The 26,471-nt window shown below is 35.7% G+C and carries 28 protein-coding genes; 4 read left to right on the plus strand and 24 right to left on the minus strand.

The genetic code is table 11. From position 1 onward, the window contains the following. Positions 1-111: 111 nt before the first annotated feature. The 8 genes from DS745_RS17225 to DS745_RS17260 form a co-directional block, all read right to left on the minus strand. Complete coding sequence (locus tag DS745_RS17225) at positions 112-2,046, minus strand: stage V sporulation protein D (RefSeq protein WP_129079467.1); 1,935 nt, start codon at positions 2,044-2,046, stop codon at positions 112-114. Positions 2,047-2,133: 87 nt separating this feature from the next. Next, entirely contained in the window at positions 2,134-4,341 is a 2,208-nt protein-coding gene (locus DS745_RS17230; protein WP_338324552.1) for a penicillin-binding protein, read from the minus strand. 42 nt (positions 4,342-4,383) lie between these two features. Next, positions 4,384-4,740: a cell division protein FtsL gene (gene ftsL, locus DS745_RS17235; protein ID WP_129079468.1), complete on the minus strand. Its 357-nt coding sequence runs from the start codon at positions 4,738-4,740 to the stop codon at positions 4,384-4,386. A gap of 4 nt (positions 4,741-4,744) precedes the next feature. Next, positions 4,745-5,686 carry a 16S rRNA (cytosine(1402)-N(4))-methyltransferase RsmH gene (rsmH, locus tag DS745_RS17240; RefSeq protein ID WP_129079469.1) on the minus strand — a complete coding sequence of 314 codons (942 nt, stop codon included), beginning with the start codon at positions 5,684-5,686 and terminating at the stop codon, positions 4,745-4,747. 107 nt (positions 5,687-5,793) lie between these two features. Continuing rightward, positions 5,794-6,225: a division/cell wall cluster transcriptional repressor MraZ gene (gene mraZ / locus DS745_RS17245; protein WP_129079470.1), complete on the minus strand. Its 432-nt coding sequence runs from the start codon at positions 6,223-6,225 to the stop codon at positions 5,794-5,796. A 164-nt stretch (positions 6,226-6,389) separates the two neighbouring features. Continuing rightward, a complete protein-coding gene (gene bshC, locus DS745_RS17250; protein ID WP_129079471.1) occupies positions 6,390-8,015 on the minus strand; it encodes a bacillithiol biosynthesis cysteine-adding enzyme BshC in 1,626 nt (541 codons plus the stop codon). Positions 8,016-8,102: 87 nt separating this feature from the next. Next, complete coding sequence (locus DS745_RS17255; RefSeq protein ID WP_129079472.1) at positions 8,103-8,489, minus strand: DUF3397 domain-containing protein; 387 nt, start codon at positions 8,487-8,489, stop codon at positions 8,103-8,105. Beyond that, on the minus strand, positions 8,486-9,403 hold the full coding sequence (locus DS745_RS17260; protein WP_129079473.1) for a 2-dehydropantoate 2-reductase: 918 nt from the start codon (positions 9,401-9,403) through the stop codon (positions 8,486-8,488). The genes DS745_RS17255 and DS745_RS17260 overlap by 4 nt, the downstream gene beginning before the upstream one ends. Positions 9,404-9,669: 266 nt before the next feature. On the opposite strand from DS745_RS17260, the gene DS745_RS17265 reads away from it, so the two are divergent. After that, positions 9,670-10,143, plus strand: coding sequence for an N-acetyltransferase (locus DS745_RS17265; protein WP_129079474.1), 474 nt, complete (start codon positions 9,670-9,672; stop codon positions 10,141-10,143). Positions 10,144-10,263: 120 nt separating this feature from the next. Here DS745_RS17265 and DS745_RS17270 read toward each other — a convergent pair whose 3' ends face one another. The 4 genes from DS745_RS17270 to DS745_RS17285 form a co-directional block, all read right to left on the minus strand. Next, entirely contained in the window at positions 10,264-10,854 is a 591-nt protein-coding gene (locus DS745_RS17270; RefSeq protein ID WP_129079475.1) for an RsfA family transcriptional regulator, read from the minus strand. Between the two features lie 155 nt (positions 10,855-11,009). Next, entirely contained in the window at positions 11,010-11,756 is a 747-nt protein-coding gene (locus DS745_RS17275) for an enoyl-CoA hydratase/isomerase family protein (protein WP_129079476.1), read from the minus strand. A gap of 92 nt (positions 11,757-11,848) precedes the next feature. Continuing rightward, positions 11,849-12,022 (minus strand): 50S ribosomal protein L32, encoded by a 174-nt coding sequence (gene rpmF / locus DS745_RS17280; RefSeq protein WP_129079477.1) that lies wholly within the window; start codon positions 12,020-12,022, stop codon positions 11,849-11,851. A 78-nt stretch (positions 12,023-12,100) separates the two neighbouring features. Then, the gene (locus tag DS745_RS17285; protein WP_129079478.1) at positions 12,101-12,610 is read right to left on the minus strand and encodes a YceD family protein; all 510 of its coding nucleotides are present in this window, start codon (positions 12,608-12,610) and stop codon (positions 12,101-12,103) included. A gap of 294 nt (positions 12,611-12,904) precedes the next feature. Here DS745_RS17285 and DS745_RS17290 point away from each other — a divergent pair, with 294 nt between their 5' ends. Further along, on the plus strand, positions 12,905-14,134 hold the full coding sequence (locus tag DS745_RS17290) for a nucleotidyltransferase (RefSeq protein WP_129079479.1): 1,230 nt from the start codon (positions 12,905-12,907) through the stop codon (positions 14,132-14,134). 23 nt (positions 14,135-14,157) lie between these two features. Here the strand turns inward: DS745_RS17290 and DS745_RS17295 are convergent, their stop codons facing one another. Continuing rightward, the gene (locus DS745_RS17295) at positions 14,158-15,204 is read right to left on the minus strand and encodes a YlbL family protein (RefSeq protein WP_129079480.1); all 1,047 of its coding nucleotides are present in this window, start codon (positions 15,202-15,204) and stop codon (positions 14,158-14,160) included. A 1-nt stretch (position 15,205) separates the two neighbouring features. Further along, a complete protein-coding gene (locus DS745_RS17300; RefSeq protein ID WP_129079481.1) occupies positions 15,206-15,988 on the minus strand; it encodes a patatin-like phospholipase family protein in 783 nt (260 codons plus the stop codon). Between the two features lie 132 nt (positions 15,989-16,120). On the opposite strand from DS745_RS17300, the gene ylbJ reads away from it, so the two are divergent. Then, the gene (ylbJ, locus tag DS745_RS17305; protein WP_153188179.1) at positions 16,121-17,338 is read left to right on the plus strand and encodes a sporulation integral membrane protein YlbJ; all 1,218 of its coding nucleotides are present in this window, start codon (positions 16,121-16,123) and stop codon (positions 17,336-17,338) included. Between the two features lie 232 nt (positions 17,339-17,570). Here the strand turns inward: ylbJ and coaD are convergent, their stop codons facing one another. The 10 genes from coaD to ylbD form a co-directional block, all read right to left on the minus strand. Then, positions 17,571-18,059 carry a pantetheine-phosphate adenylyltransferase gene (coaD, locus tag DS745_RS17310; protein ID WP_129079483.1) on the minus strand — a complete coding sequence of 163 codons (489 nt, stop codon included), beginning with the start codon at positions 18,057-18,059 and terminating at the stop codon, positions 17,571-17,573. 87 nt (positions 18,060-18,146) lie between these two features. Then, the gene (gene rsmD / locus DS745_RS17315; protein WP_129079484.1) at positions 18,147-18,698 is read right to left on the minus strand and encodes a 16S rRNA (guanine(966)-N(2))-methyltransferase RsmD; all 552 of its coding nucleotides are present in this window, start codon (positions 18,696-18,698) and stop codon (positions 18,147-18,149) included. A 562-nt stretch (positions 18,699-19,260) separates the two neighbouring features. Continuing rightward, entirely contained in the window at positions 19,261-19,536 is a 276-nt protein-coding gene (locus DS745_RS17320) for a YlbG family protein (RefSeq protein WP_129079485.1), read from the minus strand. A 110-nt stretch (positions 19,537-19,646) separates the two neighbouring features. Continuing rightward, positions 19,647-20,093 carry a YlbF/YmcA family competence regulator gene (locus DS745_RS17325; protein WP_129079486.1) on the minus strand — a complete coding sequence of 149 codons (447 nt, stop codon included), beginning with the start codon at positions 20,091-20,093 and terminating at the stop codon, positions 19,647-19,649. A gap of 61 nt (positions 20,094-20,154) precedes the next feature. Beyond that, positions 20,155-21,117 (minus strand): UV DNA damage repair endonuclease UvsE, encoded by a 963-nt coding sequence (gene uvsE, locus DS745_RS17330; RefSeq protein WP_129079487.1) that lies wholly within the window; start codon positions 21,115-21,117, stop codon positions 20,155-20,157. Positions 21,118-21,140: 23 nt separating this feature from the next. After that, complete coding sequence (locus DS745_RS17335; protein ID WP_129079488.1) at positions 21,141-22,823, minus strand: hypothetical protein; 1,683 nt, start codon at positions 22,821-22,823, stop codon at positions 21,141-21,143. Beyond that, positions 22,811-24,460: a DNA repair helicase XPB gene (locus DS745_RS17340; protein ID WP_129079489.1), complete on the minus strand. Its 1,650-nt coding sequence runs from the start codon at positions 24,458-24,460 to the stop codon at positions 22,811-22,813. The genes DS745_RS17335 and DS745_RS17340 overlap by 13 nt, the downstream gene beginning before the upstream one ends. A 27-nt stretch (positions 24,461-24,487) precedes the next feature. Continuing rightward, entirely contained in the window at positions 24,488-24,922 is a 435-nt protein-coding gene (locus DS745_RS17345) for a hypothetical protein (protein WP_129079490.1), read from the minus strand. Positions 24,923-25,057: 135 nt separating this feature from the next. Further along, positions 25,058-25,300 (minus strand): YlbE-like family protein, encoded by a 243-nt coding sequence (locus DS745_RS17350; protein ID WP_129079491.1) that lies wholly within the window; start codon positions 25,298-25,300, stop codon positions 25,058-25,060. A gap of 40 nt (positions 25,301-25,340) precedes the next feature. Next, positions 25,341-25,814 (minus strand): spore coat protein YlbD, encoded by a 474-nt coding sequence (gene ylbD, locus DS745_RS17355; protein WP_129079492.1) that lies wholly within the window; start codon positions 25,812-25,814, stop codon positions 25,341-25,343. Between the two features lie 136 nt (positions 25,815-25,950). Between ylbD and DS745_RS17360 the strand changes: the two genes are divergently transcribed. Beyond that, on the plus strand, positions 25,951-26,451 hold the full coding sequence (locus tag DS745_RS17360) for a PaaI family thioesterase (RefSeq protein ID WP_161568297.1): 501 nt from the start codon (positions 25,951-25,953) through the stop codon (positions 26,449-26,451). Positions 26,452-26,471: the final 20 nt, after the last annotated feature.

Raw genomic sequence — 26,471 nt, forward strand, 5'->3', positions numbered from 1 at the left:
CAACATTTAAATAAAGGGATAGCTACTTTAGGAAGATCAAAGTGCTATCCCTAATAATTACGCTGACTACACCGATCCACATACTTTTATTAAAAGACAGATAGATTTATTTTAATCTTCACTATCAGATTTGTCACCTAATAAAATGCGTATCGTCGAGTTTTGCTTTACTTTTAGGCCAGGTTCCGGGGACTGAGCTAATACGATATCTCCTGAACCACTGACATCTAACCTTAATTCGTAATAAGCTTCATTGATCTCACGTCTTGTTCTTCCTACTACGTCTGGTACCTCAACTAAAGGTTGATCGGTCCAGATCCGTTCTTTTTCAATTTGGTCAGTTCTTTTTTCAACACCCATTGCCCTTAGACTATCACCAATAATTTTTCCTACGATAGGTGCTGCAACAACTCCACCAAACTGAACGGTTTCCTTCGGATTATCAATGGCGACATAGACAACGATTTGTGGATCATCGGCTGGCGCAAAACCGATAAAAGAGACAATATGATTGTTCTCTAAATAACGTCCTCCCTGAGCCTTCTGAGCAGTACCTGTCTTTCCTCCAACCCGATAACCCTCAACGAATGCTCCTTTACCTGTTCCTTTTGCAACTACATTTTCAAGAGCATAACGAACTTGAGCACTAGTCTCGCTAGAAATTACTCTTCTCTTCATGACCGGTTGAGTCATATTCAATGTTTCACCTGTCATTGGGTCAAGCCATTCCTTTGCAATATATGGTGTATACAAGTACCCACCGTTAATGGCTGCAGAAACAGCTGTAACCTGTTGAAGCGGTGTTACCGCAACCCCCTGGCCAAAAGCAGTGGTCGCTTGTTCAAGTGGACCTACACGATCTCGATTAAACAAAATCCCTTTCCCCTCGCCTTGTAGATCAATCCCAGTTTTTTGGCCGAAACCAAAATTCTCAATATAATCAAACAATCGATCTTTTCCTAAACGTTCACCTAAGACAACAAAACCTGGGTTACATGAGTTTTGAACAACTTCTAGAAATGTTTGGTGCCCATGACCACCTTTCTTCCAACAGCGCAAACGGTGGCCAGAAACTTCTATAAAGCCAGGATCGTTAAATGTATCTTTCTCTAAGTCTACCTCTCCTTCTTCAAGGGCCGCTGCTAGCGTAATAATCTTAAAGGTTGATCCAGGTTCATATTGCATCCAAACCGGCTTATTTTGGTTATAAATTTCTGGTGGTACATTTCGAAAGTTCTCGGGATCATAATCGGGTCTACTTGACATTCCTAAGATTTCACCTGTGTTAGGGTTCATTGCAATTGCAATTGCGCCATCAGGTTTATAAATCGCTTCAGCAATATCTAATTCCCGTTCAATGATCGTTTGAACCTTTGTATCAATGGTCAACTTTAAATCTAACCCGTCGACTGGTTGGGTATATTCATCGGCTAAATTTGGCATCCGACGCCCTTTTGCATCTGAAAAAAATGACACATAACCCTTCTGGCCACTTAATTTTTCTTCATAGTAAAGTTCAATTCCCGTAAGACCTTGATTGTCAATTCCTGCAAATCCAAGTACATGTGACAAATAGTTACCAAACGGATAATGACGCTTATTATCCTCCGCAATATATACTCCTGGTATCCCAAGAGCACGAACCTCATTTGCAAGTTGATTGCTAATTTTGCGACCCTCAGGATTAATTCGCACAATGGATTCTTTCTTAGTCAAAAGACCATATACTCGTGTTTGATCCATTCTAAGAACACTGGCTAATTTCGCTGAATCCTCAGCAGGGTTCTTAATTTGTCTTGGAACAATTAAGACTGATGGAGCACTAACATTTGTGGCAAGGGGAATTCCATTCCTATCTAGGATTTCACCTCGTTTAGCTTCGAAAGGAATATTTCTACTCCATGAGTCTTCGGCTCGGTTTGTTAAATCGTCTCCTAGAACAAATTGAACATACCCTAGTCTTAGGACAATTACAAAAAAGAAAAGTAAGCCGAAAGTTAAAACGAAAACTAAACGTCTTCGTACAGTAACATTAGAAACACGCACAACTATATCCCCCTTATCTTAGGTAACATTTGTAGGCTTGTTTCAACTTTATGCTTGTACGAATAAATTTAGACCACCTTGTCCGTGTTAATCCATGGTGATTATTTTAGTATCCTCCTCTTCCTCTTCTACAGGCAAAGAGACGTCCACATCCATTTGATTTGGTAGTGTTAATTCAATGACAATGTAATCTCCTATTTCAATTTCCGTAGCCGGTAAGATACTTTGTTCTCTTACAAAGCCCGTACCAATGATATTAGCATTTAATTCAAGAAGATCTGCTAGTTTCATTACGTCTCTTAATGACCAATTGGTGATGTTAGGCATCGGGAAAGTAGTACTATTAGTTTTAAATAGAATTTTCTCACCAGGTAAGAGCATCGTACCCTTCCGAGGAACTTGAGCAACGATTTTATTTCCTGTCCCCATTACGTGAACATCTAAACCTAAATTTTCTAGCTCAGCTTTTGCAGAGAGTGTCGTTTCATCAACATAATCTTCAATAAGTGAACCTTCATCAATAAATTGTGTACCTGTAGCTCTAGCATTTGGAGAAATATTTAAATATTGCAGACTGTGCTTCATTACCGATGTAAAAATCTGGGAAACAGGAGCTGATCCCTGCTCGTATATTTCAATTTTCGGTCGGTCAACAGCTACATAAACAATTAACTGTGGGTTTGATCTCGGTGCTACTCCCATAAAGGAATAAATATACTGACCATGTCCACTCAAATATCCTGGTCCATTTGGATTTGATATTTCAGCTGTTCCGGTTTTCCCTGCGATTTCAAATCCTTCAATGTAATAAGGTTTACCTGTCCCTGCCGGAGAGGTAACAACTGATTCCATTAATTCAAGAACTCGCTTTGCTGTCGTACTAGAAATAGGTTCACCCACGATAGTTGGCTCTGTTTTAGTAACAACTTCACCAGTATTAGGGTTCACCATGCGATCGATAATGTAAGGTTTCATCATCTTTCCACCATTCGCGATCGCAGTAGCTGCTTGAATTTGTTGAATAGGAGTAATCGCTGATCCCTGTCCAAATGCTGTAGTAGCAGCATCAATTCTGTATGAGTCAGCAATTAGGCTACTAGCTTCATTAGGAAGATCAATACCAGTAGATGCCCTAAATCCAAATCTATCTAGATAGTAATATAGACGATCAGGTCCTAATTTCTCTAAAGCTAAAATTGAATAAGCGACGTTGGACGAACGTTGAAACCCTTCATCAAAAGGAATTTTGCCCCAACCTAATCCTTGGTTATGGTCACGGACTCTTCTTCCACCAATTTGATAACTTCCCGATTGATAGAGTTCACTACCCTCGTATACACCTTCTTCAATAGCCGCTGCTAATGTATACATCTTCATTGTCGAACCAGGCTCAAATCTAGAGGATATTGTAAAGTTTGTATAATTCGTAATTTCCTCATAGAAGTTCGGATTAAAGCTTGGCCGATTACTCATTGCAAGGATTGCGCCAGTTTTAGGGTCGGCAACAATTGCCATCATGCGTTCTGGCTCATAGCGCTCCTCTACCTGTGACATGATTTGCTCTAAGGCCATTTGTATATTGGAGTCAATTGTCAGAAATACATCAAATCCATTTTGCGGTGTTTCAATGACCTCTTCAATATTAGGAAGCTTTATACCTTTACGGTCGCTTAAATATTGAATAAAGCCATCTTCTTTATCTAAGTACTCGTTTAAACTACTTTCTAAGCCCATTCTAGCTCTTGACATATCCCGTTCTGTATAACCTATAACATGAGAAGCAAAAGTTTGCTTAGGGTAATAACGACGGGGTTCCTTTCGAAATGTAATTCCCTTTAACTGCAATTCTTCTATTTCTCTTTTTGTCTCTAAACTTAAGTTTTTCGTTCCTACCCCTAACTCCACTTGAAATCGTCCGTCGGCTAGACCAGTAGATAGAATCCTTTCTATATCTTCTACATTTCTTTGAACAACAGGTGCTAATTTCTCAGCTGTCAGTTTAGGGTCTTCAACACGGTTTCGAGAATTTTTATCAAGGATGGCTACAAGGGTATAAGATGGTATTTCTTCGGCTAAAACATCGCCAAAGCGATCAAAAATTGTCCCTCTTTTCCCTTCTACTGGATATTTTCTCGTCCAGCGATCTTCAGCAATCCCTTCAAGTTCCTGTCCATTCACAGTCTTGTTAAACTGGATATAACCAACTCTACCTACTAATAGGGAAAACAATAACAAGAAAACAATTAACAATACAACTGCTCTAATATTCATTTTATTGAGTTTAGCTGTTCCCAAGATGATCACCTCTTATATGTGAAAAACTAGTTCAGTATTGAACTAGTTCTGCACAACCTTAACATTTTTATCGTTTAAAGTCATTCCAAGCTGATCTTTAGCGATTTGTAAAATTCGGTCAGGCGCCGAAAGTTCTGTCACTTGGAGTTGAAGCGCTTCATTATTTGTTATTTGTTCATTAATCGATCGCTCCAAAGAGTGAATTTCACTATTTGTGATATAAATGCTTGCATATGTAGAAATGACCAAATACGTTGCGAATACTATTCCGAAAATCGTCGTAAAGTATAAGAATTTCTCTCCGCTAGTAATGCGATTTTTTCTTAAAGGTTTGTTCTGAACATTTGTAGATATGGTATGATTCTGCTTTGTTTCAAACTGTCTAGCAAGATTACTCATTTCATTAAACCTCCTTTTGTTTTTCAGCGATTCGTAACTTTGCAGATCGTGAACGCTTATTTTCCTCAACTTCCATATCAGAAGGTAATACTGGCTTTCTGGTGATAAGTTTGAGTACTGGTTCGTAGCCTTCAGGAATAACTGGCATGTTACGTGGTAGTTCAGGCCCTGTACTAGCATCTTTAAAAATTGTTTTGCAAATTCGATCTTCTAATGAATGGAAGGTAATAACAGCAATTCTTCCACCAATTTTTGTTATATGAATAGCCCCGTTTAGCGCATCTTCAAATGCTCTAAGTTCATCATTTACAGCGATACGAATAGCCTGAAATGTTCGTTTTGCAGGATGCCCACCTGTCCGTCTTGCAGGTGCCGGGATGGCTTCCTTAATAATTTCGACTAATTCTCCTGTTGTTTTAATGCGTTTTTCAGAGCGATGCATTTCAATTTTTCTAGCAATTTGTTTCGCAAACTTCTCTTCACCGTACCTTGAGATAATGCGCATAAGATCATGAAATGACCATTCGTTGACAATTTCTTCAGCAGTTAAGGGAGATGACTGATCCATCCGCATGTCAAGTGGTGCGTCTTGGTGATAACTAAATCCACGTTCAGCTTCATCTAATTGTGGTGATGAAACCCCGAGATCAAATAAAACCCCATCAACTTTACTAACGCCTCGTTCCTGTAATTCCTTTTCTAAATAGCGAAAATTACTTCTTATAATTGTAAACTTACCTTCGTACTCTTTTAATTTTTCTTTAGCGTGAGCAATAGCGATATCATCTTGATCGAAAGCATATAAGTGTCCCTTACTAGAAAGCTTGGACAGAATTAATTGGGAATGTCCTGCTCCTCCAAGAGTACAATCCACATATACGCCATCTTCTTTAATATCTAGTCCCAAGACTGATTCTTCTTTTAAAACTGTAATGTGATTAAACATATAAACACCTTCTTAATTTATGTACTTCTTCTATGTTGCAACAAACGAGAGTGATTTATCCGACAATTACACGTTTAAACCATCTGTAGCACTTATCTTAGTTTCGTTTATAAATCAAAATCTACAATTCCTTCTGCTATCTCGCTAAACGAATCCTCAGACTGAGAAAAATACTCTTCCCACATTGATTTACTCCAAACCTCCACACGGTTAGATACACCTATAACAACACATTCCTTTTCAAGAGATGCGTATTGTCGTAATGGTGCTGAAACAAGAACTCTCCCTTGCTTATCTAACTCGCACTCCGTTGCTCCTGAAAAGAAGAAACGAGTAAACGCTCTAGCGTCTTTTTTCGTAAAAGGTAAAACTTTCAGTTTTTCCTCTAATTGCTTCCATTCACTTTCAGGATAAACGAATAAACATTGGTCTAATCCTCTAGTTATCACAAAGTTGGAGCCAAGTCCCTCACGAAATTTCGCAGGAATAATCATTCTTCCTTTTTCATCAATCGTATGATGATATTCCCCCATAAACACGTGAAGTTCCCCCTCTCCCCACTTTATACCTCTAAAATACCACATCCCTCCACTTTCTACCACTTTATTTTAAAAATTCTTGATAATAAAAAAAAATCCTGCAAAATACACAGGATTTTTGTTCGCCATATTTTTTATTGAAGGTCACTACACACCGATATTTGTCAACCAAGGTATATGAATTTATGTTGATTATTGAAATCATATTGTAGCTCTAACAACTCTTCTACAAATGTGGAACCATACTCATTTAGATACTTAAGGATATTCAAACTCCGCTCCTGAAGACCTCCATTAGGTATCAGGTTTGATTCAATTAATTCAAATTTTGCCCATTCATGATCATATTTTTGTCGAACGCTTTTTTCAATCTTTTGCGCTAGATAGGTAAGTTCTTTTTTGACTATCAACTCATTTTTCAGGGCCATCGGCTCTAAACCCTTATCAAACTTCAAAACAAGTTCTTTCAGTGGCAAGTGTATTCTTTCCACTTGGTCTAAAATATTGTGTAACGCTGCGTCGATTTGATGTTTCTCATTCCAATAATCGAGCTGGTCTTTAGCACGAATGGTACCACTTGAAACTACCTCTAGAGCAGTCGAACTTCCTTTTTCAAGCCACTTTTCTATATGCGGTTCCACAAAGGTCATGGAAAGTCGCGGAACAACTGGCGGTACTTTAAAGTTAAATAAATGAAACGCATCTTTTAAGGTAGCCCAGTAGGCAATCTCACCTGGTCCACCAACAAATGCTAACACTGGCAATAAAAATTCTTGCATTAAAGGTCTCGTTACCACGTTATTGCTAAAATTATGAGGTTCTTCTTCAATCAGCTTTACGAGATCCTCTTTTCCAATAGAAAAGACTTGCTGCTTGCCAACGAAAACATGTTCCTGTCGTTCTAACAACAAGCGCGTTCCATTCAAATGATAGAATAAATGCGCATTATTTTCTGCCCGCTCAATTGGTTCGCCATACCCTTTCGCTAAAAAAGCCTCTGAAGTGTGTAAAAATTTCTCATTAAGAGACTGATTTTCTTCTACAAGTTGTTTAAAGAAAGGAATTTCTAGCTTTCTCAAATCAGGATGGTGTGAATCGAGTAAAATAATCCCGCTATGTTTAAATAATTTGTGGATAAATGCTGCAAATAAGTCAATGTAAGTTTCGCTATTAACAATTAATGAATGTATTTCATTTACTAAAGACTTGGTATGAATAGTTTCACTTGTATCTAAAAACAAATCTCTTACTAATTTAGTTATAGCATCTTTATTTAAGGTAAGTTCAGAAACGGATTTTTTTGTTTGATTTTCCTCTTTAACTTTTCTTTTATGTAATTTACCTGCGTCTACACTATAAATATGATTTATTTCCTCAAAATCGTGATCTTCCCCAGCAATCCAAAATACAGGAAGAACAGGAACTTGTAATAACTCCTCTTGTCTTTTTGCAAACTTTAGAATGGTAATAATCTTATGTATTGTATATAAAGGACCAGTTAAAACTCCAGCCTGCTGCCCACCTACTACTACTACGGTGCGATCGTCGAGGAACTTTTCAATATTCACTACTGTTTCAGTAGAGCATTGATAGTTTTTATTAAACATTAGCAAATGTTCTGTAAGAGCTTCTCTTTGAAACTTACGTAAACCTAATTCTATTCTCCGCTCACTATAATCGGCATCGTTTTGATAGTCATAATCAAAAAAATCTTGGAGAAGTGGACTCCCTTTGAAATAATCGTCCATAACCTTCGATTGCTTTGATAGCTGAGACTCTTTTATGAACAACCCGCAAACACCTCCCTATATTTCTGTCAACTGAAATAATTTAGAGTATAGCAGACCTAAATCATTAACGCCAATATTTACACTTAATTACGTAATGGAATAAATACTTAATACCAGTCCATAAATACTAAGAACAAGATAAGCAAGAAAGAAAAGAATAAAGTTAAAACGCCAAATCCCTTTAATTAATTTCCCAAGCTGAATATCCTCAGATATTTTCCAGTGAATAACTGTAAAGATCATCGCTACAATTATAATCAAAATTAATATTACCCAAAACAAAGATAGTGCCCAAATTTCATAAGCAATATAGTACACAGCTATAATAAAAAAGGATGCCGATAAATCAACAGCTAATTTTATTGACTTTTTCTTGTTTTTACTTGTCTTGACACTAATGATATAAATTAAATAAAAACAAATAATTGGTAAAGTTACTAATGTTGCTACAACCCACGCTATAGCTTCACTCACTTCGTCCCCCCCCTTTCCCTTAACTCTATTCCTTTCACACAGTTGAAAATGAACTTGTTCAGTGGTAAGGTCATTTCTTGGTTGTTCCCTTTATCAAGTAATACACCAGTAATAGCCTCAATTTCTGTTTCTCGCCCTTCTTCAATATCTCTAAGCATAGAAGAATGGTTTTCACTTGTGTTCTCACAAATTTGCAAAATCTGTTCCCAGTCATTTTCGTTACAATCGATAACATGGGCAATCTCATCAAATAGTTGTCTCATAATTTTTTGAAAATAAGGATTCCGAACCAATTCACCATTTTTTACTCTATATAGTGCAGTTAAGGGGTTAATAACACCATTCACAACTAATTTTCTTTCCATAATTTGAAGCCAGTCAGAGTAATGCTTCGTTCGAAAACCTACTTTCGTCAAATTTTCCCATATAGCTGAACTTTTGGCTTGTCTCTCACGGTAACTTCCAATCTTCAACTCACCTATTCCTGTATGAGTAACAACAAAGTCCGATTTTTTTAGCGCACCATGTTCAACAATACCAACATAAATATTTTCTGACTTACTAGTCAACTCATTTAAATACTTAAGATGCCCCATTCCATTTTGTAGAAAAACCATTGTACGAATGGACCCAGGTAAATCTTTTAATTTTGGCACAAGTGTTTTTAGATGATACTGTTTTACAGCTACAAAAAGACAATCATCCGTGTAATAATCAGCCTGGTCAAACGGTATACTATTGACAGTATAAGCTGTTGTTCCTTGTTGATTATGCAGTATTAGTTTTTCTGTAGATAACGACTTAGCTTGTTTCTCGGTATTTGTATAAATTGTAACCTCATAATTAGCTTTACTTAGATATCCCGCTAAAAGGAGTCCGATTGAGCCTCCTCCAATAATGCCAATTTTTCTCATAAAAGCTCCACCTTTAATTCTATCTAGAATTACCTTGTCCTAACCCGTAGTGTAAACCCTTCATCATTTTTAGCAATACCATTTATATAAATAGTAGCATATCATAGCAAAAGACAGGAAACGAAAACGGATGATTTTGTAAAAAGAGAAGATATTTTTTAAAAAATTTAAATTTATAGATAACTCGTATTGATTTTATAGTAAAATAAAACAGTGAACATTTTTAGTCGTTTGTATCAATACTACAATGTTGGAGGTAAAATTATATGGAGCATATTGAAATTAAGCGCCTACTAGTTAATTATAAAACTCTCGAAGAGTTTGAAAACTTCAGAGAATACGGCGCGCAAGAATTGTCAATGAAAGAGGATTTAAGGGCTAATATCATTGAGGGTGATAGCGAGTCTCCTTTTTACGGCATCTATTACGGGAAGAAACTTGTCGCTAGAATGAGTTTATATCGTATCGACAAAAAATACGATGTTTACTTTAATCCTCCTCAAGATTATTATGAACTTTGGAAATTAGAAGTTCTTCAACCGTATCAAGGGAAAGGACTTGGCATGGCGCTTGTTAATTTTGCAAAAAGCTTTAATCTACCAGTTAAAACAAATGCACGTCAACGTTCAGATGACTTTTGGACAAAAATGGGCTTTAATGCCTTAACATATCACGAACAACGAGATCGTGGAGAAAACCCTTATGTTTGGTTCCCAGAGGGTGTTACCGAACAGGAATAGTAACTATGAATTTATTTAGAAACTTCACACCCTGCTTATACATATTGTGGAGTAACCTTGCTTAAGTCAAAGTTAAAAAAGATCGGCCATAATTGGCCGATCTTTTTATTTCATTTATGTTTACCCTTTTACTATAGATAGTTGCTTTGCTCGATCCATAATATCGATTAGTAATTTATAGTCTTGCTTCATTAGATCATAATTATCTTGTAGTGCAAGGAGTTCCTTCGTAATTTTTTTATTTTCGCTTGTTAGCTCATCAACCTTTTCGGCCAACTTTTTATTTTCACTTACTAAGTCAGCATTAGATGATAGTACTCCCTTTTGGGAGATAAGGAAATCAATGACACTGTCTATTGTTAATTGATCATCAATGGTCACTACTTCTTCATTTATCGTCTCAAGCACAGGTGTAAATTCCTCGGTAATATCACTAGCCACTTCAACTTGTGAAGCTTTTTGGGAATCTTCTAACTTTGTTTTCTTTAAATTTTTACGTTGTTTTTTGGCAATCGCAATGGCAGCCTCATATTTTTTACGAATACTGGAATTCCACCTGAAACCACAAGCAGCTGATGTTCGTGATAAACGTTCTCCAACCTCATCGAAGGCAGCTAATTGTGTACTGCCTTCCCGTATATGTCTTAAAACGACTTCCGCTAATACTAAATCCTCATCATTAGTCCAAGCATCTTGACGAACGATAGACATCTAATCCCTCCAATGAAAATCCTTTTTTACTATCTTTATGCAATTACTAGAAAAGATAGACTCTTTTGATCTATTAAGGAATTATTACCTATTTAATTCTATTTATTCAGAGAACAGTAGTATGCAGAATAAGCAACTGTAAGTAACGAGTAGCCTTATTTTTGTAGGAATTGTTGGACAGCTTCGTGATGTTCTGGGGTCTCCCATAGAGTTGAACAGTCTTCAATTTCTGCTAAAACTCGTTCTAACATGACATTTTGATTATATTGAGCTAATATTCTTTGCTTATATGCTTTTATTACACCTAACGGCTGTTTAGTATAAGTCATTAACCAATAATCGAACTCTTCTCTGGTGAACATATTCTGGATAAATCCCCTATTGAGACCTTCTTTCGCATCAAAAATTTCAGCGGACAACAGCATCCAAAATGCATCTTGATTAGAAACCCTCTCAACTAAATAGGTTGATCCTCCCCACCCTGTTGTAATCCCTAATTTTCCTTGAATAAAACCTAACTTAACATTTTTTTCAGCAATACGAAAATCACATGCAGTTGCAATCTCGCAACCTCCACCGACTGCAGAACCATTTAGGAAAGCGATGGTTGGTTTAGGAAAGAAGAATAGCTTATGAAGGACTTCAGCCATTTTCACCAACATTTCCTTCGCTTCTTGCTTTGTATGTATTGAGTGAAAAACAGATAAATCTCCTCCGGAACAAAAAGCTTGTTCTCCTACACCAGTCACGACTAACACCTTTACCTCATTATTCTCTCCAATAATGTCCAGTTGTTCATTTAACAGTTCAATGACTTCGTAATCTATGGCATTTCTTTTTTCTGGACGATTAATTGATAGCCAAGCTTGGTGATTTTGAATTTTCAAGGTCACTTTCCCCATGTATATTTCCCCTCTCTTCAGATTTTTCTTTTATTATACAACAAAAAGCAGAAAGGTTTCCCTTCCTGCTTTTTGTTGAAGTGAAAGTAAGATTACTTACTTACTACTTCATTTCCTTTATAAGACCCACAAGATTTACATACACGGTGAGCTAGTTTTAATTCGCCGCATTCTGGGCATTTTACCATTCCTGGTACCTCTAACTTAAAGTGTGTACGACGTTTATTTTTACGAGTTTTTGACGTTCTACGAAAAGGTACTGCCATGATTCCCACCTCCTTCAACTTGATAAAATATGTTAAAATGAAGGCCGGAATAGCCGGATACTTACATTTTTAAACACATCACTTGTCATCAAAGAACTTCGCGAGTCCTGCTAATCGAGGATCAATTCGTTCTTTTTTGGTTTCTTCTGTCAATAACTCCCAATCATTTCCTGATGGGGGTGCTTCCCCTTCGATACCTTCACAAAAAATTTGCAAAGGAATTTCAAGAAGGATAGCTTGTTTAATATAAGGGAGCAAATCCAATGTATCATTTTCTATACCATGCAAATCATCATCATGATCATCAAATCCAATCCAATCATGTAACTTAAAAGTTTCAGAAGTTTGAATTTGAAAAGGAAACGATACGTCAGCTAGTGTTCTTGAGCAAGGTAGAGTCATCTCTCCCTCAATTTCAAGAGGAAAAGTAATGGAATGGTTTGAAAAAACCCCTTCACCTTTCACATGAACTAATGAAATATCACGTATTTCTTGGTTAACTTTGTTTAAGTCACTTACGTCGACCATTTCATCAATTTTTAATCCCTTATTCTTTAACGTATTAAGTTGCTGAACTGACCATTTCATTCATTTTCACCTCAAGACAACAAAGGTAATTATAGCCTTCGATTGATATTTTGTCAACCTTTCTTCTTTACACTGTTTCTCTATATTTATGTTATCTTTTTAACTTTCTTATTCTTATAATGAAAAATATTTATTTTATATTAACTAACAAAGTGAATTCTACCATAATATTATCTAAAATAGAAATAGCTTATTGGACTTTTAGTTAATTAATTTTATATAATTTGGCCTATAGTATTAAAAAGTAAAAAATCGGAAATAATTATTGAATCTATTTTATTTAAGGAGTTACCGATGAATATTACTGGTGTAGTTGTTGAGTACAATCCTTTTCACAATGGACATGCCCTTCATGTAAATGAATCAAAAAAAGAAACAAACGCTGACTTAATTATTGCGGTTATGAGCGGTAACTTCTTACAACGTGGTGAACCTGCTCTCGTATCAAAATGGTCGCGTACAAAAATGGCCTTAGCCAATGGTGTTGACATTGTCTTAGAACTACCATATGTGTATGCAACACAACATGCGGAAACCTTTGCAAACGGAGCTGTTTCCATCTTAAACGGTATAGGTGCTAATGCTATTTGCTTTGGTAGTGAAGCAGGTGACATACAACAGTTCAAGCATCTGGTATCCTATATTTCAAAAAATGAAGATACATATCAAGTTTTTGTTCAACAATTTTTAAAAGAAGGAATGAGCTACCCGAAAGCATTAGCTACTGCTTTTACGAAAATGGAAAACCGTGATGAAATGTTAGACTTGTCGAGACCAAATAACATCTTAGGGTACCATTATGTCAAAGCGATATACGAACAAAGCTCAAAAATAACACCTTACACGATTCAACGGACCACTGCCCAATACCATGATAAAGAAGTTCCGATCCAATCAATTGCTAGTGCGACAAGTATTAGGGAATCCATCATTAAGCAAAAAAAAGACTTAAAGACAATTGAACATGTTGTACCTACTTCAACGTTTATGGAAATCCAAGATTTTCTAGACTTGCATAATGGCTTTCAACATTGGGAGCGGTTATTCCCCTTTTTGAAGTACAAAATCCTAACATCTTCAATAGAGGATTTAGGTAACATCTATGAGGCGGAGGAAGGATTAGAGTACCGCATCGCAAGCTGCATAAAAGAAGCTACTTCGTTTCAAGAGCTGATGAAGGAGTTAAAAACAAAACGATACACCTGGACAAGGTTACAGCGATATTGTCTACATATTTTAACAAATACGTCGAAACTAGAAATGAAACATGTAACGACCCCTAGCCCTTACATTCGAGTATTAGGTATGAACCAAAAAGGCAGGGATTATATTAACTCCTACAAAAAGCAAATGGATGTCCCACTTATCTCAACTCTATCTAAGTATAGACATCCTTTTATTGAAATAGAAAAAAGAGCCGCAACCTGTTATGCACTTGGTTTTGACCCAATCATTCAAAATAAGCTAATGACACAAGAATATGCCCACCCGCCAATTATCCTAAAGAGTGTAGATTGTGTTTAATAATCTACACTCTTTACTCTTTACTATTTTCCTTCTAAGCTTTCAAGAAATTCTAACGCTTGTTCAAATGTATCAATCGGAATTACCTTAATTTTGGCATTAATTGATTTAGCGGCTTCAACTGCATCTACGTAGTTAGAGCTTGGTGAGTCAAACTCATTTGGAGCTAAAAAATAATGTGCTCCAGCACGCTCGGCTGCAATGACTTTCTGCTTTACCCCACCTATTCTGCCAACTTCTCCGGCTTCATTAATAGAACCAGTACCTGCAATGTGATAACCTTTCGTTATATCCTCAGATACTAACTGATTATATATTTCCAAGCTAAACATAAGACCGGCCGATGGACCGCCGATTTTTTTTGTATCAATTGTAATTTTTGGGTTAACGGTTAGCTCACGCTTCGTTACTGGACTTGTAATTCCAATTCCAACTCTCTCTTTTGTTGGGTCTAGTTCCTCAGGAAAAGACGTAACAGTAAGCTCCACATCTTTTGCCTCACCGTTACGAATAATACTTAATAAGACACCAGCATCTTTGGGTTTATCACCAATTTGAGCAAGGAGTTCATCCACTGTCGTAACCTTATTTTGATCCACTGCAACAATTAAATCACCTAGTTCTAGAAGCGTTGAAGCAGGCATCTCATCAATTGTCCCCGTTACAATTACTCCAAAATTCGTGTAATACGCTTCTTTACCAGCTTTGCTATAAGCAACGATTGTAGCCAAATCTTGAGATGAACTCATCATCATTAGTTGACGATGATGATACTCTTCATCCGTTTCCCCACTTCGACGAACAAACTCTTCATGGATAAGTTCTCTTTGATCACTCCATTTAGCCCATAAATAGTTAATGATGTTTGCTTGGCCCATACGAACGGTTGTCAGCATAAAGGTCCCTTTTTCATCATAACCACCTTCAACATTAATAATCGGATGCAATATTTGAGCATCACCAGGTTTCGTAAAATAGTAAGGCAATTGGTAAAAATTAATCAATAACACAAATACTATTAGAATTATCCATCGTTTTTTAAATAATGGAGATTTTTGAATAATGGCCATTTCATTTCTCCTTCCATTTCTGTAACAATTGCTGTATTTCAGCTAATTTAGCTTTTGCTGCATCTTCCCCATGTTGGATAATTGTATCAATGTTTTTAAATGCAGTTGAACTATATTGATTAATCATTGGTTTTATCATAATATCACTTTCTATTTCTCGAAAGCGAATCATCTCTCGCTCCATAATGTCCATGCTCTGCATAATGACATCAAAGATTGAATTTATTTCTGGCTCCACTTCAAAGTAAGAGACATCAACGGCTATAACAATATCAGCATCCATTTTTTTCACTTCTGAAATCGGAACGCGATCAACAACAGCCCCATCAACTAGTAATCTATCACCGATTTTTGCAGGCACAAAAATACCTGGTATGGATATACTGGCACGCACGGCTGTTGAAATGTCCCCTTCCTTAAAGACAACCTTTTCTCCTTTTAGAAGATCTGTAGCTACAATGGTTAAATTCGGTCGTAACTGTTCAATTTTTTTATTTTTAGTTAGGATTTTAATTAGTTGTTTTACTTTGTCACCAGTAATGAACCCCATTTTTGGTACTGTAAAATCTAGATAATACTTTCGTTGAAAGTGGAGAGCCATTTTTTCCATTTGCTCTGGTGAGTAACCAACTCCATAAAATGCACCTACTAGTGCTCCCATACTACTTCCAGCAATACAATCAATTGGAATATTGGCTTCCTCAAGTACTTTAATAACACCGATATGTGCAAACCCTCTAGCACCGCCAGAACCTAAAGCTAAACCTATTTTTGGTCGGTTCACAATTTTTCCCCCCATACTTCCATTGCATACTTTTGTCCGTCTTCTAAAATCATATGGTCTAATTTATCCTTGTATACGTATATTGATTAATAGGACATGTATCAAAGTACAAATTTTCAAGGGGGCAGGCCAGTGAACGCCTCAAAATTAAAAACAATTATTCTCGCCTCAAGCGCAACTATTATGGCAGCTTCCTTAATGGTTTTTCCAAAGGAATCCTTTGAAGCTTCATTGCGCGGATTGACAATGTGGTGGGAAGTGGTTTTCCCATCATTATTACCTTTCTTTATCGTGTCAGAGTTTTTAATTGGTTTTGGAGTTGTTAGTTTCCTTGGTACTCTTCTCGAACCACTAATGCGTCCCCTATTTAGAGTGCCAGGTGTCGGTGGTTTTGTCTGGGCAATGGGACTTGCGTCAGGATATCCAGCTGGTGCAAAGCTAACAGCAAGACTAAGACAAGAAAATAAGTTAACTGCCATTGAGGCTGAAAGGCTTGTTTCTTTCACCAATTCATCCAACCCGTTATTCATTTTCGGTGCAATTGCAGTTGGTTTCTTTCATAATCCAGCTTTAGGAATAGTCTTAGCCTTATCACATTATCTAGGCAATTTTTGTGTTGGTCTTGTCATGAGATTCCATGGTAGTAAAAAAGAAGAGACAACTCAAAAAGATAAAGATAATAAGCTTTCCTTAAAAACTGCTCTTCACATGCTTCATCAAGAAAGATTAAAAGATGGAAGACCGATTGGAAAAATACTCGGCGATGCTGTTCAATCATCCGTGTCAACCCTATTAATGATCGGTGGATTTATTATTTTATTTTCCGTTCTAAATCGATTATTAAGCCTTTTGGACATTACAACGTTGCTCTCCCTATTCGTATCTGTCATTTTAGCATTTTTTCATATGCCAAATGAATTAAGCTTACCATTAATATCTGGTATCTTTGAAATAACGTTAGGTGGTCAGATGGCTAGTCAAACAGGTGCAGCAACCCTTTTTCAGCAAGTGATCATAACTAGCTTTATCTTAGCGTTTAGTGGTTTTTCGGTACAAGCACAAGTTGCAAGCATTCTAGCTGAAACTGATATTCGTTTTAAGCCATTTTTTATTGCTAGGCTTTTCCATGGTCTTTTTGCTGCTTTCTTTACAGTTATTCTTTGGAAGCCATTGTACGTAGATCAACAATTGGTGGAAAAAGGCACCAACACAGTCCCCGTTTTTCTACAGGGAGAAACATACTCTGTCTTTCATAATATGTGGCAACTACTCCTAACATATGGCCAACTGGTTACATTAATAGCCTTAATGATATATGTAGTTCTAACATTTAAAAAATTATCACCATAAAAGAGGTCGACATATGTCCACCTCTTTTTATATTAGGCTGTTTTCGCAAAGTTTGTTGCTTTCGTAAAAATCCCAAAAGCCGAATTTTTACACAAATTATTAAGAATTCACCACTAAATTAGTAAGTACTGCTCTTTTCTTACATAATTTATTGGCAGACTTCTTCATCTAGGGTATTTTTCCGATAATTTTAGGATAAAAAAGCCACAATTTTTAAGAAAAGAGCCTTACATTATTTAAGTTTTAAAAATTTCTCTTTTAAAGCATTCTCCACTACTTCAGGAACAAGATCCCCAACTGGAGCATTGTATTTAGCAATTTCTTTAACAATGCTAGAGCTTAAATAAGAAAACTTATTATTTGTCATCATAAAAAATGTTTCTACGTCTTCATCAAGTTTTCGATTAATGGAGGCCATTTGCATTTCATATTCGAAATCAGAGACGGCACGAAGTCCCTTAATGATTGCACTCGCACGTTTTTCTTTGACATAATCAATAAGTAGACCATTGAAAGAATCTATTTCAACATTTGGAATATCCTTAGTAACTTCTTTTAAAAGTTGAACTCTTTCTTCTACTGTAAATAAAGGTTGTTTGCTACGATTGTTTAGTACAGCAACAATGACTTTATCGAAAACACTTGCACCTCTTGTTATTATATCTAGATGTCCTAGAGTTACTGGATCAAAGCTTCCTGGGCAAACCGCAGTGCTAGCCAATGTAAATCCCCCTTTTATGTAATGGTAATGAAAAATGAAAAATGTAGAATGTAGAATCTAAAGTTTGAGGTTTTACAACTCTACCTATTACTTAAATTTATAAATGGTAATACCGGTATCACCATATATTTCTTGTCTATCACAGGATACTGTAGCAATAGAGTGCTGTAATGTCAGTGAAGCATCGTGCTCAGTGACTATCATTCCTTCATTCATTAATAGTTCATTTTCTATAATAAAGGTGATCTCTTCTTCTAAACGCTGTTTCGCATATGGTGGGTCTAGAAAGATGACATCAAATTTAATCTCTCGTTTGGCAACAGCCTTTAATGCGCGTCTGGCATCATTACGATAGACTTCAGCTTGATCTTCAAAGCGACAAGCCTTTAAGTTTAACTGAATGATTTCAATTGCTTTAGGGTTTTGATCTACAAAGATCAACTTGTCTATACCTCGACTTAATGCTTCGATACCAAGCCCACCACTTCCTGCATATAGATCTAACCCTTGTCCACCATTAAAATATGGTCCAATAATATTAAATATTGATTCTTTTACTTTGTCGGTTGTTGGTCTTGTCGTTTGGCCTGGTACCGCTTTCAAAGGTCTACCTTTACATTTTCCTGATATTACTCTCACGCAAATCACTCACCTTATGATGATATCTAACATTTTGCCAATATCTTTTCCAATCCTAACACAAAAAATGAAAAACCTTAACAGATTTACCTTAATTCTTATAATTGATAGAAAATTCTCAATAAAAGAGAGGATGTATAGAACATATCTCAATGGTCATAATAAAAATAGCAACATGAATATCTCGTGTTGCTGACAACCGCGGAGAAGGCTTACGTTTCCCCATAAGTTCTTCCTCCGGTTTCTCCTCTCCCATAGCCTTGTGCAAAAACAAAGTATACGATTTTGTTTTTGCTATCAGGCACCTCGTAGGTGAACCTACGAGGATTTTTTTTTGAGAAATTATTAAAATATATCATAAGAAAAGCGCAAGGCGCCCGCCTATCGGCGACAAGCAAATGTTCTGACCGAAAAAAGTGCGCTCTTTCACTTTTTTTCGGTCAGGTTATTTGACCTCGAGCCGATGGCGCCTGGAGCTAAACAATATTTAAGTCGAAATTATATACTTTCCTATAATGTAAAAAAAGCTAACCGCAAAAACAGTTAGCCCTACATTATATAATTAAATACCCATTTTATAATCGTATTCTTTTGCTTTGTCGGGTTTGGCATTTTGAAATTCTGTTTTTAGAAATGGTCGCATTGATTTACTAACTAATTTCACATAATGTAATGATTCTAAACGTTCGATTGTATCATCAATTGTTGAGCCATCACAATATAGAACGACATATTTCATTCGCTTTGATGCATAGTGTACATTTCCGTACTTTCTCATTTGTCTTACATATTTTAAAGAGTGTAACCAAACTGCTAGACCGATTCGGTTCCCTATCATTTCCATTTTCTCCTTTATTCTCACATTACCTTTACTAAAAGTCTACCACGACTTTCCACTTTCTTCAATATTGAAGTGCTAAGGTAACATAACCCCCGTACCTTCTGTGGTTACTTACATCCACATTTACCACCTGTTCCACAACCACCACTACAAGACATAGAGTCAAAAAATGGATTTCCAGTTGGAACTTTTATCGTTTTGGATACAGCATGAGCAATAATAAGACTCACATCATTTAACAGTGTTTCCAAATCTTTTTCAGATTTCTTAAAAAGAGCAACTGGTTCACATAAATCTATTTTACGCTTTAATTCTCGCACTTCCTTTGAAACACGACTATAATCTGGATGATATTTGCCGAATCTTTGAACTTCTTCATATTCATCTTTTCGTTTATTAAAATTCCAGATCATTTCTTGAGCTTCAATATCACTTCGGAGAGCGGTTTTTGCGGCTTCATATTGTTTAAATTGCTGTGATTGAACAATCATTTCTGCAAGGTTTAATGACTCAGAAACGATGTCTGTAGTTGTAACAGCGTTTAACTTTAACATAATAACCCTCCTTAAGTAATAAATTATATCATGGTAAATCTTCGAAAGCGAGTGTTTACTCCTATATTGTAATGCTTGCCTGGGATCTAATTGTACAATCTTGTCTTTGACTTAACTGTTCCATTACTCTCATAAGAGCTTCATCTTTCTTTTTCGCTTCTATCATTATATCTAGATGAGGAACGCTACCTTTTATTTCATGTAAAAATTTCATCAATCGCTCAACATTAATGTAATCATGATGCCTTTTATCGTCCTCACCTTCTTTAGGAGAGGAAACATGGATCTTTACAGGAAGTAGACTATGCTTCCACGTCTCTACCACTCTTTGCCAGATATCAAGAAAAGAAAATTCCTCCGGCTGATGTACATCATGATGATGAAGATCAAAAACAACTGGTATTTGAAGTTTTTCACCTAAGTATAGAACATCTTCAATATGATATACAGTATCATCATTTTCTAATATAATCATTTTTTGGATTGGCTTAGGAATTTTTTCAAAGTTTTCGATAAAGTCTTCTAAACCATCGACCTTCCCATTCTTAGCTCCACCAACATGCAGAACACAGCGATGTGTTGGATCTATGCCCATACCGGTTAACAGTTTATAATGATAAAGGAGTGTATGTAACGAACGTTTTAATAGGTCCTCATCCAAATTATTCAATACGACAAAGTGGTCAGGATGAAATCCAATTCGCATATTGTGCTTTGAAATAAATTCACCTATTTTTTTTAATATTGGCGAAATCGCCTCTTCAAATTTCCAACCTTCCGTATGTGGATGATTTACCAAAGGAACAAGCTTTGAGGAAAATCGAAAAAATTCTATTTCATGTGCCCAATTATGTTTTAAAAGTCTAAAGCAGTTCTCTAAATTTGATACAGAGATACGCTCAAGTTTACGAATGGCCGCTTCTTTATCTGTTATTTGCTCAAACTGCTTAACCGTCATGGTTTGTGAAGGAGAAGCATTTTTCAGTTGAACACTCATAGCTACGTATCCAAACCGAACAATCATTACTATACCCCCTTTATCACTCATCAGTTCAAGGGATGAATGATGGATATTCTTGAAATAGCATGTATTTTTATTATCGTTTCTTCTTTTGTTATTACACTATATGATCCATTAGTTAAGATGAGTTTTAACGGATATAGTTTTATTATTTCCTGTTCCACAGTTTCTATTTGTACAGAGAGCTTCAAAACAATTGCTTGTTTGAGAATTCTCTGGACCATTCTCTCTTCATAATACGTAGGAATAAACCACTGTTTGGGTAACCGTTCAACCTCTGGTAAAGCAGTACCTATTAAAGGAAACTCGTCTTTTAGAGTAATCTCTAGCTCATCTTCTATATTTGTAAAATCATGGGGTCGATTTTCAGTTAAAACACGTAAAGAAAGTTTGGAGAGCAGTTTTTCAAATGAATTTACAAATTCCCTCTCAATCAAAAAACCATTCTCTGTTTGTTCGTACCATTCTTTCCAGTGTTCCACAATGTAATTTCTGTGTAACTTTTCAGTAATACGGTAAAAAACTAAGAGTTCTTTTTTGACAATGGGCATCCCTTTCTCAACCCAGTTATTCAAAGTCGGGTGCCAATTCGTTACTACATTCTCTGGAAAATAAGATAGTAAATATTCCTTTAATAGATCTATCGTATGTTTATCTTCAAGAGCCCTAGCAACTGTTTCAGAGGTAAACGAAAAATGTATCATGGCATCCCACTGTAAGATTGTACCCCATGACCTAAATATCCAAATAGCTGTATTACTTATTGAAACCGGAACGAGAAACTCTAATACTCCTGTTTCCATTCCTTCTGCTTCTTCTACTTCTTCATATAGTTCATTTGTGCTCAGGATAATCTCTTCATAAGGTGATACAATATCTAGTATCACTAATTGCTCTAGAACCTCTTGTAGCACTTTGGGGTGAATACCTTGTTCCGTAATAAAGTTTTCAACCCTCTTTCGTTCTAGCCCACCTTTTAAAGAGAAAATAATCCAATAAAGGAAGTGACAAGAAAGCGATTCCTCTAGACCATGCCACAAGATAAATTTAGTTAACATCTTTTTTATTTCAATGGTAGACTTACGAAAGAATATCTCACATTGCTGCTCATTTACTAACGTACCAGCTTGGCTTTCAAGTAACAGCTTCTCGCTAACTAAAAATTCATGGAGCAAACTCCAATTAACAGAAGGATTTACACTAGTCATCAAATCTGAATTAACCACCTTCTTTATCTGAGTTTCTTTCAACGTTTTAAGTAGTTCAACGAGGTAATATACATACTTCTTCAGTGATATTGAAGGTTGATTGGAACATTCATACTCCTGGTGATACATGTTTTCGAAGTATGCTTCAACAAATTCACTAGGTATTATATATTGTTGCTTATGCTTTTTTTCATCAAGTTTATAAGCAATTCCCTTTTGACGTAATAAAAGAAGAGCAATTTTCTCTTCCATTGGAGTCATTTGCTCTTCACCTTGCATTGTAGGCATATACATACTGTATTTTCTTAAAATAGATAAATAACTAGAAGACTCTTCTACCGAGAGACTCGAGAGTAAGTTTCTTCGGAAATCAATATTAGTTAGTAGCTTTGCCAAGTCTTCTTCTTCTTTTGCTCCATATTCTTCAAGTTGTTTTTTTATCTGATTTTTCACATCAATATTTAGCTGTGATAAACATTGTTCTATCGTTAAGATAACCACTCTTCCACCTCATAAGTATATCCTTGCTCTAACATAAATAATTGCCTATGCCCTGAGCATAACTCCTCTTTGGTATTCTTAGTCACAATTGAATAGAAATAGGCTTCATTATTTTCTTTTTTAGGTCGCAATACTCTTCCTACTCGTTGTGCTTCTTCTTGTCTTGAACCGAACGCACCTGATATCTGAATAGCAACCTCAGCATCGGGTAAATCAACTGCAAAGTTAGCAACCTTACTTACAACAAGAACAGCTATTTCCCCATTACGAAATTTATTATATATAAGTTCTCGCTCATTTTGAGGAGTTTTTCCAGTAATCATCGGTAATTTTAACCTATCTGCGACGTCTACAAGCTGATCAAGATATTGACCAATAATAAGGGTTGGTTGATGTACGTGTTTCGATAATAATTTTCTTATGACTGCTACTTTAGTAGAATTTGTAGACGCAAGTTTAAATTGTTGTTGTTGGTTACTTTTTATATATTTTTGTAACTCATCGTCAGAGAAATCGACCCGAATTTCTTTGCACACTGTCCTAGCAATCCATCCATTGTTTTCCAATCCTCTCCAGCCAACTTCATACTGTTTAGGACCAATTAAACTATAGACTTCATCTTCTTTTCCATCTTCTCTAATTAGCGTGGCTGTCAAACCTAACCTTTTCTTACCTTGAATACCTGCGGTTGTCCTAAAAACAGGAGCTGGTAAGAGATGTACTTCATCATAGATAATTAGACCCCAATTACGCACGTTAAACAATGGCAAATGAATAAACTGTTTTGTATCATGATCTTTATAAATCATCATCTGATAAGAAGCAATTGTTATTGGTTTTACTTCTTTTCTAGAACTACTGTATAGACCAACATCTTCCTCAGAAATAGTTGTTTTATCTAAGATTTCACGTTGCCATTGTTTCATTGAAGTTTCACTAGAAGTGATGATTAAAACTTCTTCTTTTACCTTCTCAATAACACCAAGGCCAACAATCGTTTTACCAGAACCACATGGCATTACAACAATTCCATTTCCACCGTTTGCTTTACCACCTTTATAGAAATGCTTAATTGCCTCTTTTTGATAAGGTCTTAGACTAACTTGATCAGATAATTGGATATTTAACCGCTGACCTTTTTCAAAACCAATTTTGTCAATAACAAAATAGCCATATGTTAAACAAAGAGCTTTAAACTCACCTCTATTTGACTCATTAAAAAGCCAATAGTTATTCACTTTCTGTAATAACTTTTTAATTTTTGGATCTTTTAATAACGTAACTTCAGCATGCTTATCCTCAAAAGTTACTCCACAACCATCAATTAGCTTTTCTATAACTATCGCACTTGATCGTATATATTGATCTTCAATGAATTGGATTATACTTTGTGCTAAAGGAAACTTACTATACTCATTTAGAAAGTTAATGATCTCGGTTAATTGAATACCTTGAGATTGAGCCGACCAAATTGAATAAGGTGATAACCGATAGGTCTGTGAAGAAAGAGTTGCCTTTTCTAATATTGCCATTTGCGCTACCATCGGCTGTATAATTGAAAATTGTTTGTGGTTGGATTCAACAATGATGGTACCATCCCTTTGTACTACAATTGGATTTTCCTTATTAAATAGCATTGGCAGACCCGCTTTCAAATGGAAATTTTATAATTTCACTTCAAATTCTTCAAAGACTTCATAAGAACTATAATCGTTATGTACAAGTTCTACCTTAATTTTATAAGTTCCGATAGGCAGAGATTTAATAATAAATGAAGATGTAAAAATAGAGTCTACTTTGTTGTCATTTATATATAGATGAACATGACCTTCACCTTCATTTTTCAAAGTTCCAGCTTTTTCTTTTGAAAAGGAAAAATCTTTTACAAAACATTCGACATAGATATCTCCATCTTTCACATCATACTTCACGATCAGACGGTCTTCTTTTTCTTCCAAGTCTTGTGAAGTAACTAGTCGCTCATACGTCTCATCATAAGGAATTGATTTTGTAAACAATTGATCATCATAAACAAGCGTTTCTACACTGTTGGAGACATTCATTGATAATACTAAAATAGCAAATATAAATTTAAGCATTTATTAAACCCACCCTTTAAAATATCATAATTCAAGTTTTACCGTTTTTTTTCTCATTTATCCATGGAATAAAGCTATTCGTTAAGAACTATTATTTTTCACAAAAAAATAGGTAGATGAGTCTCCTTCATCTACCTATTGCTGAGGTGTTCCCATGCCTTTTACCATATCAAAAAGCATCAACGCCATATTTAAATTTGATTGAAAACGATCTAACTTTTGAGGGAGTGTTTTCCCTTGAAAGACCTTAACTTCATTTTCTAGTTGAGTAATAGACTGAGGATCCCTAGCCAAATAACGATACCAAATTGGATTATGCCGAATAAATTGTTTGATTTCTGGACGCTGATTAATATACATTTGAATATCCTGTCTCATAATATAAGCCCCTTCTTAGATTTTCTTTGATCATTTTGTATTAAAACTGTCGGAAATTAAAAGGGCTTTGTTGATTTTGTTGTGGTTGAGATTGTTGTGTTTGTTGTGAATTTGAACCACTTTGGTTAGACGGATTAGATTGAAATGACTGTAATAAGCCTTGAACAGTAGCCATAATCCCGCTTAGATTTTGTACATGACCTTGGATATCATTTAAATTGATGGATTTTAGCATTGAGAGAATTTCACCAAATTGAGGACCTTTGCTTTCCCCTTGATCTTTTTCTTCTTTTTCATCCGTACTCTCAACTTCTTCTTCCTCGTCGATATCAGAGGCCTCAATTTTTTTGTACTTTTTCCATACTTCTTCATTGTCACCTAAAATGGTCCATTCTTCGTAAAAGTCTTGCCAAGATTTTTTTCCTGCCCTCACTTCTTTAATTAGTAATGGATGTTTCTTAACAAATTGTTTAAACTGTTGTACAGACGGATGTAAAGTAGTTCTCTTACTCATAAAGGCACCTCCTCATGAAAAATACATCTACATAGTTCTATTACATCATACAAAAGCGCCTAGCTATGTGTGCGCCTATTTTTAAAGTAAAATATAAAACATCCTGTAATTATGAAGTTTCTAGGAGATGTTAACTATGACAAAAAAAAATAAACTTTTAGATGAAATTGAGCAATATTTAACAATGGCTTCTTCTGAAAATAGGGAAATTCTTGAGACTTTATTTCGTAATATCAAAGAAAAACATAATGGGAAGCATCGTTCGTATCTCTCAGCTCTCATGCAAGTAAAAGGAACAGTCTTAGAAAACGGAAATTATGAAATTCGTATTCCAATACAACCTCTCATTCATAACCCCCTTGGAATGGTACACGGTGGAATTATTGCATCTGTAATTGATATTTCAATGGGATCTATCGTTCATCGATCAATTCCCGATGGCTATGCAACTGTTACAACAGAACTTAAAATAAACTACTTAAAACCAGGTCTTGGTAAAGAGCTCATATGCGTTGCATCAATTCTTCATAAAGGTAATTCCCTATGTGTATGCGAGGCTAGGGTATATAACGATGAGGAGAGTCTGGTGGCCATTGGAACCGGGAGTTTTTTTGTTTTGAAGCCTAGAACATCTTAAATAAGCAAAGCGCAAGGCGC

It is taken from the genome of Anaerobacillus alkaliphilus (genome assembly GCF_004116265.1).
GTDB lineage: Bacteria > Bacillota > Bacilli > Bacillales > Anaerobacillaceae > Anaerobacillus > Anaerobacillus alkaliphilus.

Bases quoted from the DNA above. Each gene is read 5' to 3' on its own strand.
- DS745_RS17350 (WP_129079491.1), bottom strand. From the start codon at position 25,300: ATGAGACAGGATATTCAAATGTATATTAATCAGCGTCCAGAAATCAAA.
- DS745_RS17345 (WP_129079490.1), bottom strand. From the start codon at position 24,922: ATGCTTAAATTTATATTTGCTATTTTAGTATTATCAATGAATGTCTCC.
- DS745_RS17340 (WP_129079489.1), bottom strand. From the start codon at position 24,460: ATGCTATTTAATAAGGAAAATCCAATTGTAGTACAAAGGGATGGTACC.
- DS745_RS17260 (WP_129079473.1), bottom strand. From the start codon at position 9,403: ATGAGAAAAATTGGCATTATTGGAGGAGGCTCAATCGGACTCCTTTTA.
- DS745_RS17295 (WP_129079480.1), bottom strand. From the start codon at position 15,204: ATGGCCATTATTCAAAAATCTCCATTATTTAAAAAACGATGGATAATT.
- ftsL (WP_129079468.1), bottom strand. From the start codon at position 4,740: ATGAGTAATCTTGCTAGACAGTTTGAAACAAAGCAGAATCATACCATA.
- ylbD (WP_129079492.1), bottom strand. From the start codon at position 25,814: ATGAGTAAGAGAACTACTTTACATCCGTCTGTACAACAGTTTAAACAA.
- DS745_RS17270 (WP_129079475.1), bottom strand. From the start codon at position 10,854: ATGTCTATCGTTCGTCAAGATGCTTGGACTAATGATGAGGATTTAGTA.
- uvsE (WP_129079487.1), bottom strand. From the start codon at position 21,117: ATGATTGTTCGGTTTGGATACGTAGCTATGAGTGTTCAACTGAAAAAT.
- DS745_RS17285 (WP_129079478.1), bottom strand. From the start codon at position 12,610: ATGAAATGGTCAGTTCAGCAACTTAATACGTTAAAGAATAAGGGATTA.
- DS745_RS17290 (WP_129079479.1), top strand. From the start codon at position 12,905: ATGAATATTACTGGTGTAGTTGTTGAGTACAATCCTTTTCACAATGGA.
- DS745_RS17320 (WP_129079485.1), bottom strand. From the start codon at position 19,536: ATGATAGGGAACCGAATCGGTCTAGCAGTTTGGTTACACTCTTTAAAA.
- rsmH (WP_129079469.1), bottom strand. From the start codon at position 5,686: ATGTTTAATCACATTACAGTTTTAAAAGAAGAATCAGTCTTGGGACTA.
- DS745_RS17325 (WP_129079486.1), bottom strand. From the start codon at position 20,093: ATGTTAAAGTTAAACGCTGTTACAACTACAGACATCGTTTCTGAGTCA.
- rpmF (WP_129079477.1), bottom strand. From the start codon at position 12,022: ATGGCAGTACCTTTTCGTAGAACGTCAAAAACTCGTAAAAATAAACGT.
- DS745_RS17265 (WP_129079474.1), top strand. From the start codon at position 9,670: ATGGAGCATATTGAAATTAAGCGCCTACTAGTTAATTATAAAACTCTC.
- DS745_RS17275 (WP_129079476.1), bottom strand. From the start codon at position 11,756: ATGGGGAAAGTGACCTTGAAAATTCAAAATCACCAAGCTTGGCTATCA.
- DS745_RS17360 (WP_161568297.1), top strand. From the start codon at position 25,951: ATGACAAAAAAAAATAAACTTTTAGATGAAATTGAGCAATATTTAACA.